This is a genomic window from Saccharopolyspora antimicrobica, from assembly GCF_003635025.1.
GTDB classification, from domain to species: Bacteria; Actinomycetota; Actinomycetes; order Mycobacteriales; family Pseudonocardiaceae; genus Saccharopolyspora; species Saccharopolyspora antimicrobica.
Genome location: NZ_RBXX01000002.1, coordinates 5360139 through 5376607, shown reverse-complemented (window position 1 = coordinate 5376607; position 16469 = coordinate 5360139). Strand labels below are relative to the sequence as shown.

The following is a 16469-nucleotide window of genomic DNA, read 5'->3' as shown; positions in this document are numbered from 1 at the left end:
CGTCGTGGTCGCTCACGAGCGCGTCTCGTCGAAGTCCGGGTAGGTGGGCGGGAACAGCTCCGCGGCCGGGCGGCGCAGCACGTCGCGCTCGGAGTAGGCCTCGCGCATGCGCTCGAAGAGCAGCTGCGCGCGCTCGCGGAGGTCGTCGAGGTCGACGCCGGGGATGCCGGAGTCGACGAGCACCGGCCGCCCCGCGACCACCGAATGCGTTGCCTGCCGGGCGGTTCCGTTGAGCAGGAAGGTCCGCACCGGGTCGTCGAGGACGCCGTCGCGGATGTCGTCGATGCGGAACGCCACCAGGTCCGCCTGCGCACCCGGCTCCAGGCGACCCAGATCGCTGCGGCCGAGCGCGCGGGCACCACCGAGGGTCGCGGCGTCGACGTAGTCCTCGGCCGGTGCGGCGTCCATCCGCCCGTCCAGGACCTTGGCGATGTGCACGCCGAGGTCCATGCCGCGGATCAGGTCCGGCGGGAAGGAATCGGTGCCCAGGCACAGGTTGATCCCGGCGCGCCGGTAGTCCCCGAAGGAGCGCAGGACCGCCCCGTAGCGCAACGACGTCTGCGGGCAGTGCACGATCGACACCCCGGCTTCCGCCAGGGTCGCCAGATCGCCGCGGTCCTCGCCGTGCACCTGGGGGTGCCGGTCGACGACCAGGCCGTGCGGGACGAGCAAGCGGGTGCCGAGCAGACCGGTGCGGTCGAGCATCTCCAGCGGCGTCGCGCCGTGCTGCCGCTGCACAAGCTCTCGCTCCAGCAGACCTTGCAGGCTGTGCAGGCGCACGATCGCGTCGCGCTGCCGGGCGATCTCCGCAGTGTCGCGCATGAGCTGCTCGGTGAGCGTTTCGATGCGGCACGGCAGGAGAACGCCGGTGACCAGCGGATCGGACAGCTCGGCGGCGTGGTCCAGGAACCGGATCGCATCGCGCAGCCCGGCGCGGCCCTGCTCCTCGTCGAAGGCCACGTCCCGGCCGCCTTCCGGCAGCGCGACGTTGACGCCCGAGCGGTACGCGGGCCCGAGGTAGCCGCGCAGGCCGATCCGTCGCGAGGTCTCCGCCATCGCGACCAGCTCGTCGAACGGCTCGGCCCACGAGCTGTGGATCTCCGAGGCGATCGGCATGTAGGTGGTGATGCCGTGCAGTGCGAGCTGCACCAGCGCGTACTCGCGGACGGTGGCCCGCTCCTGCGGGGTGAACACGTCCCGGCGCCGGTTCCGGAAGTAGTCCAGCGACCACTGCAGCCCGTCGGCCCGCTCCGGGGTGGCCCACGAGTCGAGCACCAGGTGGTCGATGTCGGTGAGCGCGTCGAGGTCGATCAGCCCCGGCAGCACCAGCGAATCGCCGAGGTCGACTTCGGCGTCGACGGGGCCGTCGTAGCGGTGTCCGACGTGGACGATGACGTCGTCCTCCCAGACGACCTCGCCGTCGCGCAGCAGCGCGTGGTGCCCGGCCCGGTGGGCGAGGACGTGACTGGCGCGCCATCGAGTGCGCATCGGGAAGACCTCCTCCGGCAGAACCTGCGGCGAACCCTAGCATTTGGCATACCAGAAACCCGTCCTCAGCGCGGGTTCCGGCAAGCAAATCCGCCGAACTTCACGAAACACCTTGATTAACAACAGTCAACACAGGTATTTGCGGGAGCAAACACGGTTCCGGCGGTCAACAGCTAGGCTCCCGCCGGTATACCGAAACGGTCGACCACTTCGGAGACTGCCATGGAACGAGGCGCTGGAACCGCCGCGCCCGGCCAGATCACCCGCGCGCACTGGGTGACCGCGACCGTGCTGTCCACCGCGGTCTCCGCCGTCGCGGTGCTGATCGGCGAGCACAAGTTCGACATCGGCCCGGCCGCCATCGCGCTGTTCCCGATCGTCTGGGCGGTGCTGATCGGCGCGATCGTCGGCGTCCAGCGCTGGCGCCCGGTCTCCGGCGCCACCCGGTCGGTGGCAGGCGTGCTGCTGGAGATCAGCATCCTGCTCTTCCTGGCCAAGCTCGGCACCGAGATCGGCCCCACCCTGGCGAAGTTCCAGAACCTCGGCCCGGCGATCGTGCTGCAGGAGGTCGGGCACATCTTCGGCACGGTCATCATCGCGCTGCCGGTCGCGGTGGCGCTGGGCATCGGGCGGGCCTCGATCGGCGCCACCTGGTCCATCGACCGCGAGTCCTACCTGGCCTTCGCCATCGAGCGCTTCGGCGTCCGCTCCCCCGAGTACCGCGGCGTCTTCTCGGTCTGGCTGATCGGCACCGTCTTCGGCGCGCTCTACGTCTCGCTGCTCGCCGGGTTCACCGGCAGTCTCGGCATCTTCAGCCCGCTCGCGCTCGCGCTGGGCCTCGGCCTGGGATCGGGGTCGATGATGCTCGGCGGCGTCGGCGCGCTGTCGCTGCTCTACCCGGAGCAGGCCGCCGAGATCGCCGCGCTGGCCGCACTGTCCAACCTGGTCACCAACATCGTCGGCTTCTACTCCGGGGTGTTCCTGGCGCTGCCGCTGTGCCGCCGCCTCTACGTCTTCTGGAGCCGGCTCTTCGGCCGCGACGACGAGGGCCGCCGCCACCGCGCCCAGCAGACCTCCGCGCCGGAGGAGCAGGAAGTGCTGGCGGTCGCGGAGGACCCGAAGGCCCGGATGACCCCCTGGTCGCGCCTGCTGAGCTACGTCATCGTCGGCGTGGCCGGGCTGCTGGTCAACGCGCTGGGCACCTGGTCGCTGGCGGTCGAGGACGCGATCGGCATCGCCGTGCTGCTGGTGATCGTCCGGGTCTCGGTCGCGCTGGGCAAGCTGCTGCCCGCGATCCCCTCCAGCGTGTTCGTCCTCGGCATCGGCACCTTGCTGTCAGCGGGCTTCCTGCCGACCGGCGCCTGGTTGACCGGTCTGCTGCCGAACCTCGAGGTGATGCTGATCGGCCTGCCAGGACTGGCGCTCATCGGGCTCACCCTGGGCCGCGACGTGCAGGCGCTGCGGCAGCTCAGCTGGAAGATCGTGCTGGTCGCGCTGCTGACCTACACCTCGTCCTTCCTCGCCGCCGCAGCACTCGGCCAGTCCGTCCTGCACCTGTGAAAAGCGTGTTTGTGGTCGATCTGCCGGGGTGGTCGCTTGGCGGAACCTGAGTGCTTCCCCGGACTGCGGGTGCCCCTCCTGATGTATGACCGAATACACGGCGGAGGGGCCGCCCTCGCCCAGAGAGCCACCCAGTGGCGGGCCACCGTACCCGCCGGTGGTCACCCTGCATACGTGCTCGAAGCGGCTGCCGCCGCTTGCAAAGCGCGGACGGCTCCGCCGACAGTGCTCTCAGCGGCTACTTCACGTGCACGGGCAGTGAATCCAGGCCGTAGACGATCGAGGCCTTGCGGAACTCCAGCTCCGAGGCGGGCACCGCCAGCCGGATGTCCGGGAAGCGGCGCACCAGCGCCGGGTAGGCCGCGCGCAGCTCCATGCGGGCCAGCTCGGCGCCGATGCAGCGGTGCAGCCCGTGCCCGAAGGCCAGGTGGGAGGTGGGGTTCCGGGTCGCGTCGAACCGCTCCATGTCCGGGCCGAGCGCGGCGTCGCGGTCCGCGCCGCTCAGCGAGCACAGCACGACGTCGCCCCGCGAGATCTTGGTGCCTGCGATCTCCACGTCCTCGCGGGCGAAGCGCGGGAACGCCACCTGCACGACGGTGAGGTAGCGCAGCAGCTCCTCGACGAGCCCGGGCACCACCTCGTCGTCGTCGCGGACCCGCTCCAGCAGCTCCCGGTCCTGGAGCAGCACCAGCGCACCGAGCGCCAGCATGCTCGCGGTGGTCTCGAAACCACCGGTGAGCACACCGTCGGCGAGTTCGGCCAGCTCGCGGTCGGTGACCTCGTCGCCGTGATCGCGGATCAGCGCGCCGAGCAGTCCCTCGCCCGGTTCCTCGCGCTGCTTGCGCACGACGCCGTGCAGGTACTCCAGCGACTGGGACATCGCACCCAGCGACGCGCCCACTCCGTCGAAGACGTCGAACCGCGCGACGCTGAGCTGCTGGAACTCCTCGCGGTCGCCGTAGGGCACCCCGAGCAGCTCGCTGATCACCAGCGACGGGATCGGCACCGCGAACTCGGTGACCAGGTCCACCGGCTGGTCGGCGGCGGCCATCGCGTCGAGCCGCTGCTCCACGATCGCCTGGATCTCCGGGGTCAGCCGGGCCAGCCGCCGCATGGTGAACTCCGGCGTCAGCAGGCGGCGCAACCTGGTGTGCACCGGCGGGTCGGTGAACCCGAGACCACCGGGGTTGTCCGCCTCGGTGACGCCGGCGTAGCCGACGAGGTTGGTGAAGTCGTTGCTGAACCGCTTCGCGTCGCCGAGCACCGCCTTGGCCTCGTCGTAACCGGTCACCAGCCAGACGTTGGTGGCGACCGGCAGCGGGAGTCGGCTGATCGGCTCCTGCGCGCGGACCTCGCCGAGCGCCGGGACGGGGTCGAGCCCGGTCCGCTGCAGCGGCATGAGCGCGGCCGCCGGGAGGACGGAGCTCAGCCCCTTCCGGCGGGCGCGCGCGAGGTATAACCGCGCGAAGAGCCCGGTGATCGTGGCCCGAAGCCGTCCCACTGGTAAAACCCCCATCAAGCTTGGTCGGTGAGCGACCGCCGCCGGTTTCCCCGACCGGATCAGCGGCCCGGCGCCGCGACGATGATCCGCACGGCGACCCGCAACTCTACCTTGCCCCGAGCAACTGTTGCCAAGTGCAATATTCGGTGGCCGGACGAGTCCACTTCGCACCACCGGCGTGGATTCCCCGGCACCCGGCCGGAAAGCCGCCCCCGGCAACTTACACCCGGGCGTGATCGCGGCGCGTCGTGCCGGACCATTCCGATGAGGTAGAACAAGCACATGGCCCGAGCTGAGACCGGTGGCAACCCGCCCGACGCGGACGTGGACGCGGTCACCGACGCGGTGCTGACCGCCTCCCGACTGCTGGTGGCCGCATCGGCTCGCTCGGTCGCCGCCGTCGAGAACTCGCTGACCCTGCCGCAGTTCCGGCTGCTGGCGGTGCTCTCCAGCGCGGGCCCGCTCAAACTGGCCGCGCTGGCCGAGGCGCTGGGGGTCAACCCGTCCACGGCGACCCGCATGATCGACCGCCTGATCGGCACCGAACTCGTCGACCGGCGGCCGAATCCGGCGTCGCGCCGGGAGAACGTGGTGGCGCTGACGCCCAACGGCGCCGACGTGGTGGCCGAGGTCACGGCGCGGCGCCGGTCGGAGATCGCGCGGATCGTCAAGCGGATGCCCGCCGCGGCGCGGCGCGGCCTCGTCGGCGCGCTGGCCGCGTTCACCGAAGCCGGCGGCGAACCGCCCGGCCCGGCCAACCCGCGGGTCACCGCGCAGTGGGGCTAGCAGGACCACCGGGTTCAGCTCGGCCGATCGACCGAGAACGAGGTGCCGAACGTCGGCCGATCGACCGATGCCGGCGAGCCGATGAGTCGTGTTGCGCGATGATCCGGGCACCGCAGACTTGTCGCTGTGAATCCCGCGATCCCGAACTCCCCCGGGCGTGCCGCGCCGCCGCTCGACGCACCCACCGTCCGCCTGCCCGCCGCCTCCGGCGGGCGGCGCATCGGTGAGCTCGACGCGCTGCGCGGTCTTGCGCTGTGCGGAATCCTCTTCGTCAACATCGCGCAGATCCTGTACCTGCGGGGCATCGTCGACCTCCAGAAGCTACCGATCCCACACGCGCTGGACATGTTCGTCCAGCAGCGGTTCTTCCCCATCTTCTCGCTGCTGTTCGGCGTCGGGTTCGGCATCTTCCTGGGCAACGCGAGCCAGCGCACGGCGCGGCCACGCGTCGTGCTCCTGCGGCGACTGCTGGTGCTCGCCGGTTTCGGCGCCCTGCACCACTTCCTGCAACCCGGCGAAGCGCTGCTGCCCTACGCGATCTTCGGGCTGGTGGTGCTGCTGCCGATGAGCTTCCTGCCGTGGTGGGCCAACCTGCCCATCGCCGTGGCCATGACCGCCGTCACGCTGTCCCTCACCAGCGGCGGCATGCTGCTCATCCCGTGCCTGCTGCTGGCCGGTTTCGCGCTGGCCCAGGCCGGCCTGCCCGCGAGGCTGCCCCGTCTCGGCGGGCAGCTCGCCGCCGTGTTCGCGGTTTCCGCCCTCGCCGGAGCCGGATTCCTGGTGCTGCAGGAGCAGAATCCGCTGAACGCGGGCTTCAACGGCGAGTCCGCCGCGGCCGGTCTGTTCATGGCGATCGCCTACTCCGCGGGCTTCCTCCTGCTGCTGCGGACTCCGGTGTCGCGCGTGCTGTCGCCGGTCCTCGAACCGCTCGGCAAGATGGCGCTCACCAACTACGTCACCGCCACGCTGCTGATCATCCCGTTCGGACACCTGCTCGGGATGCGCGAATCCACGAAGTGGGAGCTGCTGCTGGCGATGGCCGCCGGGATCATCCTGGTCCAGGTCCTGTGGAGCCGCTGGTGGCTGGCCCGCTTCCAGTACGGGCCGCTGGAGTGGGTCTGGCGCTGCGCGACGTGGTGGCGCATCGTCCCCTTCCGCCGGAAGCCGAGTCCGGCACCACGCGCCAGCTGAGCACGAGCCGCTGCCCGGAGGTCCTCGGGCAGCGGCTCGCCTGCGCGATCGTCATCCGTGGTGGCCGGCACCGGCCATGTGCATGCCGCCGAACGGAGTGGTGATGCCGTCGTAGCGCAGCTGCAGCATCATCCCCTCGTGGGCGTGCGGCAGGTTGTGGCAGTGGTTCATCCAGATCCCCGGGTTCGACGCGCGGAAGACGACCTCCCACACCTCGCCGGGGCGGACGTCGAAGGTGTCCACCCACAGCGGACTGCCCGAGGCCGGCTTCCCGTCCCGGGACAGCACCAGCACCGGGTGGCCGTGCAGGTGCCACGGGTGGGTTTCCAGGCTCCGGTTGACCACGGTCATCCGGACGACGTCGCCTTCGGAGACGAGCTGATCGGGGATCGACGGATGCCCGAGCCCGTTGACGGTGTGCGCGTACGCCGGTGATCCGTCGACCATCGCCAAACCTCGGTCGAGCACCAGGGTGAAGTGCCGGTCGACGGGAGCCGTGCGCAGCGCGACGGGAAGCGGAGCGCCGTAGGTCAGCAGGTCGAGTTCAGGCCACGATGAGGTGTCCTGTGTAGACGGTTCCGGCCCAGGAGTGCCGCTCTGGGGCTGCAACCGCACGGTCGCGGCGTGCTCGTCGAGCACCAGCACCACCGGTGTGCTCGGCATGGCGAACACCACGTCGTAGCGACCGGCCGCGGGCAGGCGCAGCACGTTCCTGCTGACCTCGCCGGGCCGTTCGAGATCGCGGCCGTCGACGGCGACCACCCGGAACTCGGTGCCGACCAGGGCGAACCGGTGCGGGTCCGAGTCGGTGTTGACCAGCCGCAATCGCACCGTGCTGCCCACCGGCGCGAGGTGTTCGGCACCACCGGCGATCGTGACGGCACCGTCGAAGGTGTGCACGGGCAGCGTCAGGTCCAGCCCTGCCGGATCGGGATCCTCGCGGGGCCGCACCACGAGAGTTCCGTAGAGACCCCGGCGGACACCGATGTGGGAGGCGAAATGCGTGTGATACCAGTACGTTCCCACCTGGTCGGCGCGGAACCGGTAGTGGAAGTCGCCACCGGGAGCCACCGGTTCCTGCGTAACACCCTCCGCACCGTCCTCACCGCACGGCACGTCGTAGCCGTGCCAGTGCAGGGTCACCCCGCCGTCGATGTCCTGGTTGACCAGCTTGACGTCAATCAGGTCGCCCTGGGTGGCCGTGATCGCCGGCCCGGGCACCGCGCCGTCGAAGGTCCACGCGTCGAAGTTCCGCCCGGATTCCAAGCTCACGGCGGCCTTTCGCGCGGTGAGCACGTGCTCGCGCCGGACGCCGCCCGGGGCGGGTGCCGTCGGGCCCCGGAGGTCGGTGACCGAGGTGGTCGCGGGCGAAACCGGCCCGGGACCGCCTCCGGTGTCGGCCGCCGCGCGGGGCCTGGCCGAGAAGCCGAATCCGGCACCGGCAGCACCGAGCACGACCAGGCCGCCGGTCACTCCGAAGAAGCGGCGGCGCGAAACGGCCGCTCCGCTGCGCGGTTCCGGGCTCGGAGCCAGCAGCACCCGCATGGTCAGCAGCGCGCCCGCGAGCACGACCGCGATCGCGATCAGCGCAGTTCCCAAGGTCGGCGGCCCGGCCAGGAAGGTCACCACGAAGCTCGCTGAGGCGGCATAGCCGGCGGTGAGCAGCGCGACAACACCTGCCGCACCGGAGTTTTCCGGCTGCCCGCCGCTCCTGGCCCGCGCAAGCAGTCCAGGACCGGCGATCACTGCGGCCGCCAGCGCGGCGACCGCGAGCAGCGGCAACCCGAGCAGCACCTTCTCCTCGACGAACCACCAGCCCCGCGCGGCCAGCGCCGCCACCGAAACCGCCCTGGTCAACGTCACCAGCAGCGCCACGGCGAGCAGCGCCAGTGCAGGCCGGGCCCGCCGCCGCGCCGCGGCGACCCCGGCCCCGAACCAGGCGATGGCGCCGAGCACGGCGATGGCGTGATCCACGATGATCCAGCCGACGGTGGTCATGACGTGGTGAGGGCGGTTTCGGCTGGTTGCCGGGCGATCTGCCGCGCTCGCCGCGCGATCGTCGCGATCAGCGCCACGATGACCAGCCCGTTGATCGCGTGCAGTCCGAAGACCAGGTTCCCGGCGCTGGAACCGTCGCCGAGCGCGTTGGCGACCTCACGGATCAACGACTGGACGAGCACCAGTCCGGCGACCAGGCCCGTCATCCCGATGAGCCGGCCGGGCACCCTGGCGACGGCGGCGAAGACGGTGAGCACGACCGAGTAGCCGAGCACCACGTTCCCGAGCAGGCGGTGAGGTTCGAAGGATTCCTCGATCGGCGCGGCGTCGAAAGCGCCGCTGGCCGCCAGGTAGAACTGCGCGATCACGGCGAACAGCAGCAGGGCCGCCAGGACGGCGAAGACTTTTCTCATGCCGCTGATCGTGTCGCCGACCGGTCACCCGCCGCGTCCGGCGACGGCTGACACCGGCTACGTCGCCGCGCGCGAGCAGAGCGCGGAGAAATACGTCGGTCGTCGTAGTCGACTGCGCTCCCGAACGGCCGCGTCGGCACTCGCCGGTGTCGTACGATCACGGCATGCGACTGCGGGGAACGTCACGACGGCTGTCCGCCTGGTTCTCCCGCCGACCCGCCTGGGTTCCGGACGTGCTGCTGGCGCTGTTCGTCACGCTCATCCAGGTCCAGAACATCGCGGACTACAGCGCGTTCGAGCCGGTCGCCAGGCCGATCACCGACTTCGGGAACCTGGGCTACGCGCTGCTGGTCGTCAGCGGGCTGGTGGTCGTGGTCCGCCGCCGGTGGCCGGTGCTGGTGTTCGCGATCACCGGCGGGATCAGCCTGGTCTACTTCGGCCTCGGCTTTCCGGACCGGCTGTCCTGCCTCGGCATGTTCGTCGCCCTGTACACCCTCGCCGCCTACGGCAACGGGCGGCGGTCGCTGCAGATCGCGGGTATCGGCATCGCGGTGCTCTCCGGGGGCTGGCTGATCGCCGCGGCCGACATCGAGCCGCAGGCCGCGGTGGGCTGGGTGTTCTTCCGGATCGGGATGTCGGTGATCAGCACCGCGATCGGCGAATCCGTCCGGTCCCGCCGGGTCATCGCCGCCGACGCGCAGCTGCGGGCCGAGCTGGCCGAGCGTTCCCGCGAGGAGGAGGCCAGGGCCCGCGTCGACGCCGAACGGCTGCGGATCGCGCGCGAGGTGCACGACACCGTCGCCCACGCCATCGCCATCATCAACGTGCAGTCCGGGGTCACCGCGCACGTGCTCGACAAGCGACCGGAACAGGCCCGCGACGCCCTGCGCACCATCGAGCACACCAGCTCGCGGGCGCTGCGCGAAATGCGCGCCATCCTCGGCGTCCTGCGCGACGGCGACGGGCGCGAACCCTCACCCGGCCTCGACCAGATCCAGGAGCTGACCGACAAGGCCCGCGACGCCGGGCTCGACATCTTGGTCGAGCAGTCCGCTCCGACGACGCCGCTACCGAGCGCGGTGGGCAGCGTCGCCTACCGCATCGTGCAGGAATCGATCACCAACGTGATCCGGCACGTCGGCCCGACGCGGGTGACGGTGGTGCTCGCCCCGGGCATCGACGCGCTGCGGATCCGGGTGGCCGACGAGGGAAGCCGCGACGCGGCGAACGTCCCGGCTCAACCCGGCGGCGGATCGGCGAAGGGGCGCGGCATCGTCGGGATGCGCGAGCGCGTCCAGCTGCTCGGCGGACAGCTGGACGCGAAATCGCTGCCCAGCGGCGGGTTCGAGGTCACCGCACGCCTGCCGCTCACCCCGGTCGGATCGCGCTTGTGAACTCCGCGCCACCGATCAGGGTCCTGCTCGCCGACGACGAACGGCTGGTGCGGTCCGGTTTCAAGGTCCTGCTCGACCTGGAGGACGACATCACCGTCGTCGGCGAGGCCACCAACGGCGTGGAAGCCGTCGAGCTGGCCCGCACCAGGCGTCCGGACGTCGTGCTCATGGACATCCGGATGCCGCAGCTGGACGGCATCCGGGCAACCGGCCGGATCGCCGGGACCGACGGGCTGGAGCAGGTCAAGATCCTCGTCCTGACCACCTACGACACCGACGAGAACGTCTTCGAGGCCCTGCAGGCGGGTGCGAGCGGGTTCCTGCTCAAGGACGCCGGCCCCGCCGAGCTCCTGCACGCGATCCGGGTGATCGCCGCGGGTGACGCACTGCTGGCACCCCGCATCACCCGCCGCCTCATCGACCAGTTCACCGCACAGCGCCGGGCCGCCAAGTCCGGTGAGGACCGGCTCGCCGTGCTGACCGCCCGCGAGCGCGAAGTGCTGACCCTGGTGGCGCGCGGGATGAGCAACGACGAGATCGGAGCCGCGCTGTTCCTCAGCCCGGCCACCGCCCGAACGCACGTCAGCCGCACGATGGGCAAGCTCGGGGCCCGCGACCGCGCGCAACTCGTCGCGATCGCCTACCAGACGGGGCTGAGCCAGTTCACCGAGTAACCGCGGTCGATTTCCAGGTCACGCGCGCTGGGGCTGGAAGAACCGCAGCGGGAGGTCGGCCTCGCCGAGGCGGGGTCCGGTGCGGGTGATCCAGTAGCGGCGCAGCACGTCGAGCACGACCGAGACCTCCACCGAGCGGATTCCGGGCAGCGCAGCCAGGTCCGCGGACAGGAAGTCGGCGAGGTGCTCCTCGCCGCGGAACACGCCCTGGTGGATCACCGTCGCGTTGCCCGCGACCATCGACACGTAGCGGGCGGAGGGATGGCGCCCCAACGCTCGCCCCACCGCCTCGGTCGAGCCGGGCTCGGTGGACAACGACAGCGCGACCTCCAGCGGGAAGCCCAGCAGCGCGGGCTCGACCTCCACCCTCGGGCGCACGACCTGCCGCTCCAGGAGCCCGGCGATCAGCCGGTGCGCGGTGGACTGGCTGACGCCCAGCGCCCGGGACAGGTCGCTCGAGGTCAGCCTGGCGTCGGCGTGCAGCAGCCGGGTCGCCTCCCGCTCCTGCTCGGAAAGCGATTGCGGCTCAACGGCTTCCTGCGGATCGATGCGGTGCGGAGCCAGCACCGCGAGCTGGGCCTCCGCCAGGCGGTCGACGCGCCAGGCCTCCGCCCGCCCGAACGGTTTGAGCACCAGGTCGGACTGCGTGGAGACCACACCCGGCACCGACGGGATGCGCTGCGTCAGCAGGTCCTTCACCGCATCGCGGCCCAGCGGCCGGACGGTGCAGTACACGTCGGCGCGCCCGGTGGTCATCGCGACGTACTGGGCCTCGGGGAGCTCGGCGAGCTTGCGCGCGACGTCCTGCAACCGGCCGGGCGCGGTGGTGATCCAGACGTGCCGCGGGTGGGTTTCGGAGATCAGCGTCCAGTCCAGCTGGCCGATCACCCGCAGCAGTCGCTCGGCGTGCAGCCGCTGCAGGCGGCGTCCCACCGTGCTCGGCGAACTGCCCACCGCCTCGGCCAGCGCGTTGATCGGCGCGCGCGGCGCTTCCTGCAACGCCGACACCAGGTCCAGGTCGAGGTCGTCCAGCACGAGGTCACCGTCCACGGGGAGTGATACTACCCCCACGCTCGGCACGTATATCGAATAGATACGCCACAGAGCTCCCCGCTATTGACAGATCACGTCATGCCCGATTTGAATGCTCGCCATCGGCCGGTCGGATCGGATTTCGAGGAGCTCGGTTGACCAACACGGAGAACGCGCGGCCCACCCGGTCGATGTCGCTGCTGCTGGGCTTCCTGCGCGGCGTCGAACGCGTCGGGAACAAGCTGCCCCACCCGTTCTGGCTGTTCGCCATGATGGCCGTCCTGGTCATCGCGCTCAGCGCGGTGCTCAACGCCCTGGGCGCCTCCGCGGTGTCGCCGGTGGACGGCGAGACCATCCGGGTCAAGAGCCTGCTGACGGCCGAGGGGCTGTCCACCATCATCGGCGACGCGGTGGAGAACTTCGCGAAGTTCCCGCCGCTGGCGCTGATCATCGTGGTGATGCTGGGCGTCTCGGTCGCCGAGCAGAGCGGCCTGCTCAACGCGATGCTGCGCGGCAGCGTCACCCGCGTCCCGGCGAAGTACCTGACGTTCGTCGTCGCGCTGGCGGGCATCACCGGCAGCGTCGCCTCCGACGCCGCGTACGTGGTGCTGATCCCGCTGGGCGCGCTGGTGTTCAAGGCCGTCGGCCGCAGCCCGATCCTGGGCCTGGTCGTCGCGTTCGGCTCGATCTCGGCCGGGTACAACGCCTCGCTGCTGCTCACGCCGACCGACGCGCTGCTGGCCGGGCTGACCACCTCGGCGGCGCACTTCATCGACCCGACCTACACGGTCACCCCGCTGGCCAACTACTTCTTCTCGATCGGTTCGGCGCTCTTCCTGGCCGTGGTGATCACGCTGGTCACCGAGTTCGTGCTCACCAAGCGCGCGGCGGGCATGACCGCCGACGGCGACGGGATCGACGAGCAGCTGGGCGAGATGCAGCTGAGCGCTGCCGAGCGCCGCGGCCTGCGCAACGCCGGGCTCACCCTGCTGGCCGCCGTGGTGCTGCTGGTGGTCGCGCTGGCCCCGCCCGCCTCGCCGTTCCGCGGTGAGGACGGCGGCATCCTCAACTCGCCGATCGTCACCGGTGTCGCCTACCTGCTCGGCGTGATCTTCCTGCTGACCGGCGCGGTGTACGGCCGCACCACCGGCAGCATCCCGACGGCCCGCCAGATCCCCGGCGCGATGTCCAAGGGCGTCGTCGACCTGGCGCCGGTGGTGGTGCTGTTCTTCGCCGCCTCGCAGTTCCTGGCCTTCTTCAAGTGGACCCACATGGGCGAGGTCCTCGCCATCCACGCCGCGGCGCTGTTGAAGTCGGCGAACGTGCACCCGCTGGTGCTGTTCCTCGGCCTGATCGTGCTCGTCACCTGCATCAACCTGGTGATCACCAGCGGCTCCGCGCAGTGGGCGCTGATGGCGCCGATCGTGGTGCCGATGCTGATGCTGCTGGACGTCTCGCCGGAGACGACGCAGGCGGTGTACCGGATCGCGGACTCGGCGACCAACCTGATCACGCCGATGAGCCCGTACTTCGCGATGGCGCTCGGACTGCTGCAGCGCTACCGCAAGGAAGCGGGCATCGGCACCCTGATGTCGCTGACGATCCCGATCTCCTTCGCGGTGCTGGTCAGCTGGACCCTGCTCTTCATGGCCTGGTGGGCCCTCGGCATCCCCCTCGGCCCCGGCGTCCCGGTGCGCTGAGCAACCGCGCGATCCCAGCTCCGTTCCCGCTGGCCAGGACCCGTGAGTGCTTTGGGGCGCTATAGCACCCCAAAGCACTCACGGCCCCACCGGCAAGACCGGAGCCGCCCTGGGAATCTCGCACGGAGCCGCCCTCCCGCCGGCGGGGCGGGTGGGCCGGAGTCGGAAGCTCCAGGCCGCTGCGGCGGATGGATTCGACAGATGTGGAAGGTGGAGTTGTGACGACGAAGCTGGTGGCGCGGGCCGAGCAGGAGCTCCCCGAGGTGCTCGCGGACCTGCGCAGGCTGGTGGAGCACGAAACCCCCAGCAACGACAAGCAGGCGCTGGACGCCGGGCTGGCCGACATCGAGCAGTGGCTCACCGAACGCCTCGGCGCGCCGGTCGCCCGGCAGCGCCACGACGGCGGCCCGCGCGGCGACGTCCTCGACATCACCTACCCCGGCACGACCGGTGGAACGGTGCTGCTGCTGTGCCACTACGACACGGTGTGGCCGGTGGGCACGCTCGCGGAGTGGCCGTTCACCGTCGACGGCGACCGCATCACCGCGCCCGGCGCCCTGGACATGAAGCTCGGCATCGTGCACGGCGTGTGGGCCTTGCGCCTGCTGCGCGAGCTGGACATCCCGCACCCGTCGGTGCGGTTCCTGCTCAACGGTGACGAGGAGATCGGCAGCATCTCCTCGCGCCCGCACATCGAGCAGGCGTGCACCGAGGCGACCGCGACGCTCGTGCTGGAGCCGAGCCGGGAGGGCATGGCCAAGATCCGCCGCAAGGGCTTGGGCCTGTTCGACCTGGCGGTGCACGGCGTCGAGTCGCACGCCGGTCTCGACCCGACGGCCGGTGCCAGCGCCATCCACGCCATCGCCGAGCTCATCCCGGCGATCACCTCGCTCGCCGCGCCGGAGCGCGGCACCACGATCAACGTCGGTCTGCTGAACGGCGGCACCGGCCGCAACGTGGTGGCCGGCCGGGCGACCTGCGAGATCGACATCCGCATCCAGGACCCGGCCGAGATGCCCCGGATCGACGCGGGCTTCCGCGAGCTGGCGGTGGCCGACGAGCGGATCCGGGTGGAGCTCACCGGCGGCTGGAACCGCCCGCCGATGAACCCTAACCCGCTCTCGGAGAAGCTCTTCGAGCACGCCAAGGCGGCCGCGAAGGAGCACGGCCGAGCGCTGGAAGGCACCTCGGTGGGCGGCGTGAGCGACGCGAACTTCGTGTCCGCCCTGGACAGGCCGGTCCTCGACGGCCTCGGCGCGGTGGGCGCAGGCCCGCACTCCCGCGACGAGCACGTGATCCCGAGCGAGTCCCCCGGCCAGATCGCCACCCTCGCCACCCTGATCAGCAACCTCCGCGACTTCTGAACTCACCGCGACAGCGCCCGCCCGGCACAGACCGAGCGGGCGCTGCCCCATTCCGAGCCCCACTACGCCTCCAACACGAACAACGACTCGTGTGACGTACTCACGCTGAATCCTCTGTCAGACAGCAGAAAACGGCGATCTCAGCGCCAAAGCACCCGAACTGGCGAAGATCCTGAACTACCCGTCGACGCCTCGGTGCTCTGCGGGGTGGATGTCGGTGGTGCTCGTATCGGCAGGCAGGGCGTGTCTTCTCACGAGATCGGCACCGTTGAAGAGAAAACCTGCAGCTGACACCGCAGCCAATTTCGAGCGAAAACTCTGACGCCGCCACAACGCCCTTCAGTCGTCCCTGTCCTCAGGTCGGTGCGGGCGGCTAGCGATTTCGCGCGAAATCGCCAACCTCCCACCCGGGATCAGGGCCCCGCTCAAGAGCCAGCCCCGGCGGACAAGCAGAAGATCCTCGATTTCCCACGGATCGCTCGGGCGAAGATGCTCGCACGAGCAGAACAGCCGTACTAGCAACCCGCGCCCTGCTCAACCGCACCTCAGGGGAACGTGACGCAAACCAGCCACAAGAAACCCCGAAAACGCAAGCGAGAAAGCCGAACGCAACCACTACTGTGAATCGCGGAGGGGCGGCACAGCTTTGCGGGCTGCCAGGCGTTCGATTATGCCCAGCTTGAAGCGGTCGGACTCCTCCACGTCCAGGCCCGCCGCTCGGACCAGCGGCAACGGGCGGCGCAGGAAGTGCTCGCCGCCGAGCGGGATCGTGATCAGCTCGGCCACCCGCTGGAGGAGCCGCACCGGCCACGCCGATCCCGCCACGTGGTCGAGCAGCAGGAGCTTCCCGCCCGGCCGCAGCACCCGCGCCATCTCGGCGATCGCCTGCTGCTCGTCGGGGATCGCGCACAGGCCGAAGGTGCACACCACGCTGTCGAAGGAGGCGTCCGGGAACGGCAGGTCCCGGGCGTCTCCTTCGCGCAGGTCGACCGGCACGTCCAGGTCCTGCGCGCGCTGCCGCGCGAGGTCCAGCATCCGCGGGCTCCACTCGATGCCGGTCAGCCGGACGTCACGGCCGTAGACCGGGAGGTTGAGGCCGGTGCCGATGGCGACCTCCAGCACCTCGCCCTCGGCGCGCGAGCACACCCACCGGCGGCCGCCGGGCGCCATCAGCCGTTCGAAGCGGTTCATCTGCTCGTCGTAGGCGAGCGCGGACCGGTTCCAGTAGGCGCGCCACCGGTCGGTGCGATCCCCGTCGACGCTCATGCAGTTCCGCCTCTCCGCGATTCACAGTGGTGGTTGCGTTCACGAGCGATCTCGCGTTTCGCGGTTTCTTGTGGCTGGGTTGCGTCACGGTCCCCTGAGGTG

The 16469-nt window shown here is 70.7% G+C and carries 13 protein-coding genes; 7 read left to right on the top strand and 6 right to left on the bottom strand.

The genetic code is table 11. The features are described from left to right. Window positions 1–12 precede the first annotated feature (12 nt). Entirely contained in the window at window positions 13–1488 is a 1476-nt protein-coding gene (locus ATL45_RS25760; RefSeq protein WP_093155675.1) for a chlorohydrolase family protein, read from the bottom strand. 222 nt (window positions 1489–1710) lie between these two features. Between ATL45_RS25760 and ATL45_RS25755 the strand changes: the two genes are divergently transcribed. Continuing rightward, window positions 1711–3048 carry a DUF3100 domain-containing protein gene (locus ATL45_RS25755; RefSeq protein WP_093155673.1) on the top strand — a complete coding sequence of 446 codons (1338 nt, stop codon included), beginning with the start codon at window positions 1711–1713 and terminating at the stop codon, window positions 3046–3048. 238 nt (window positions 3049–3286) lie between these two features. On the opposite strand, the gene ATL45_RS25750 is transcribed toward ATL45_RS25755, so the two are convergent. Next, window positions 3287–4564 carry a cytochrome P450 gene (locus ATL45_RS25750; RefSeq protein ID WP_093155672.1) on the bottom strand — a complete coding sequence of 426 codons (1278 nt, stop codon included), beginning with the start codon at window positions 4562–4564 and terminating at the stop codon, window positions 3287–3289. Window positions 4565–4831: 267 nt separating this feature from the next. On the opposite strand from ATL45_RS25750, the gene ATL45_RS25745 reads away from it, so the two are divergent. Then, the gene (locus tag ATL45_RS25745; RefSeq protein ID WP_093155670.1) at window positions 4832–5335 is read left to right on the top strand and encodes a MarR family winged helix-turn-helix transcriptional regulator; all 504 of its coding nucleotides are present in this window, start codon (window positions 4832–4834) and stop codon (window positions 5333–5335) included. A 126-nt stretch (window positions 5336–5461) separates the two neighbouring features. After that, window positions 5462–6526 carry a DUF418 domain-containing protein gene (locus tag ATL45_RS25740; protein WP_246025542.1) on the top strand — a complete coding sequence of 355 codons (1065 nt, stop codon included), beginning with the start codon at window positions 5462–5464 and terminating at the stop codon, window positions 6524–6526. Between the two features lie 51 nt (window positions 6527–6577). Here the strand turns inward: ATL45_RS25740 and ATL45_RS25735 are convergent, their stop codons facing one another. Then, window positions 6578–8524 (bottom strand): multicopper oxidase family protein, encoded by a 1947-nt coding sequence (locus ATL45_RS25735; RefSeq protein ID WP_093155668.1) that lies wholly within the window; start codon window positions 8522–8524, stop codon window positions 6578–6580. After that, window positions 8521–8937 carry a DUF6220 domain-containing protein gene (locus ATL45_RS25730; protein ID WP_093155667.1) on the bottom strand — a complete coding sequence of 139 codons (417 nt, stop codon included), beginning with the start codon at window positions 8935–8937 and terminating at the stop codon, window positions 8521–8523. Before ATL45_RS25730 ends, ATL45_RS25735 begins: the two co-directional genes overlap by 4 nt. Window positions 8938–9101: 164 nt before the next feature. Here ATL45_RS25730 and ATL45_RS25725 point away from each other — a divergent pair, with 164 nt between their 5' ends. Together ATL45_RS25725 and ATL45_RS25720 are read left to right on the top strand one after the other, a co-directional pair. Then, window positions 9102–10331 carry a sensor histidine kinase gene (locus tag ATL45_RS25725; protein ID WP_093155665.1) on the top strand — a complete coding sequence of 410 codons (1230 nt, stop codon included), beginning with the start codon at window positions 9102–9104 and terminating at the stop codon, window positions 10329–10331. Further along, window positions 10328–11005, top strand: coding sequence for a response regulator transcription factor (locus ATL45_RS25720; RefSeq protein ID WP_093155664.1), 678 nt, complete (start codon window positions 10328–10330; stop codon window positions 11003–11005). Before ATL45_RS25725 ends, ATL45_RS25720 begins: the two co-directional genes overlap by 4 nt. Window positions 11006–11023: 18 nt before the next feature. On the opposite strand, the gene ATL45_RS25715 is transcribed toward ATL45_RS25720, so the two are convergent. After that, window positions 11024–12055, bottom strand: a complete 1032-nt coding sequence (locus tag ATL45_RS25715; protein ID WP_246025541.1) for an Lrp/AsnC family transcriptional regulator — start codon at window positions 12053–12055, stop codon at window positions 11024–11026. A 173-nt stretch (window positions 12056–12228) separates the two neighbouring features. Between ATL45_RS25715 and ATL45_RS25710 the strand changes: the two genes are divergently transcribed. Together ATL45_RS25710 and ATL45_RS25705 are read left to right on the top strand one after the other, a co-directional pair. Next, entirely contained in the window at window positions 12229–13737 is a 1509-nt protein-coding gene (locus tag ATL45_RS25710; RefSeq protein WP_093155728.1) for an AbgT family transporter, read from the top strand. Between the two features lie 218 nt (window positions 13738–13955). After that, window positions 13956–15101, top strand: coding sequence for a M20 family metallopeptidase (locus tag ATL45_RS25705; protein WP_246025540.1), 1146 nt, complete (start codon window positions 13956–13958; stop codon window positions 15099–15101). Between the two features lie 615 nt (window positions 15102–15716). Here the strand turns inward: ATL45_RS25705 and ATL45_RS25700 are convergent. Then, window positions 15717–16367, bottom strand: coding sequence for a class I SAM-dependent methyltransferase (locus ATL45_RS25700; protein WP_093155661.1), 651 nt, complete (start codon window positions 16365–16367; stop codon window positions 15717–15719). Window positions 16368–16469 lie beyond the last annotated feature (102 nt).

Coding starts and splice junctions, on each gene's coding strand:
- ATL45_RS25735 (WP_093155668.1), bottom strand. CDS start 8,524: ATGACCACCGTCGGCTGGATCATCGTGGATCACGCCATCGCCGTGCTC.
- ATL45_RS25750 (WP_093155672.1), bottom strand. CDS start 4,564: ATGGGGGTTTTACCAGTGGGACGGCTTCGGGCCACGATCACCGGGCTC.
- ATL45_RS25760 (WP_093155675.1), bottom strand. CDS start 1,488: ATGCGCACTCGATGGCGCGCCAGTCACGTCCTCGCCCACCGGGCCGGG.
- ATL45_RS25700 (WP_093155661.1), bottom strand. CDS start 16,367: ATGAGCGTCGACGGGGATCGCACCGACCGGTGGCGCGCCTACTGGAAC.
- ATL45_RS25710 (WP_093155728.1), top strand. CDS start 12,229: ATGTCGCTGCTGCTGGGCTTCCTGCGCGGCGTCGAACGCGTCGGGAAC.
- ATL45_RS25745 (WP_093155670.1), top strand. CDS start 4,832: ATGGCCCGAGCTGAGACCGGTGGCAACCCGCCCGACGCGGACGTGGAC.
- ATL45_RS25725 (WP_093155665.1), top strand. CDS start 9,102: ATGCGACTGCGGGGAACGTCACGACGGCTGTCCGCCTGGTTCTCCCGC.
- ATL45_RS25730 (WP_093155667.1), bottom strand. CDS start 8,937: ATGAGAAAAGTCTTCGCCGTCCTGGCGGCCCTGCTGCTGTTCGCCGTG.
- ATL45_RS25755 (WP_093155673.1), top strand. CDS start 1,711: ATGGAACGAGGCGCTGGAACCGCCGCGCCCGGCCAGATCACCCGCGCG.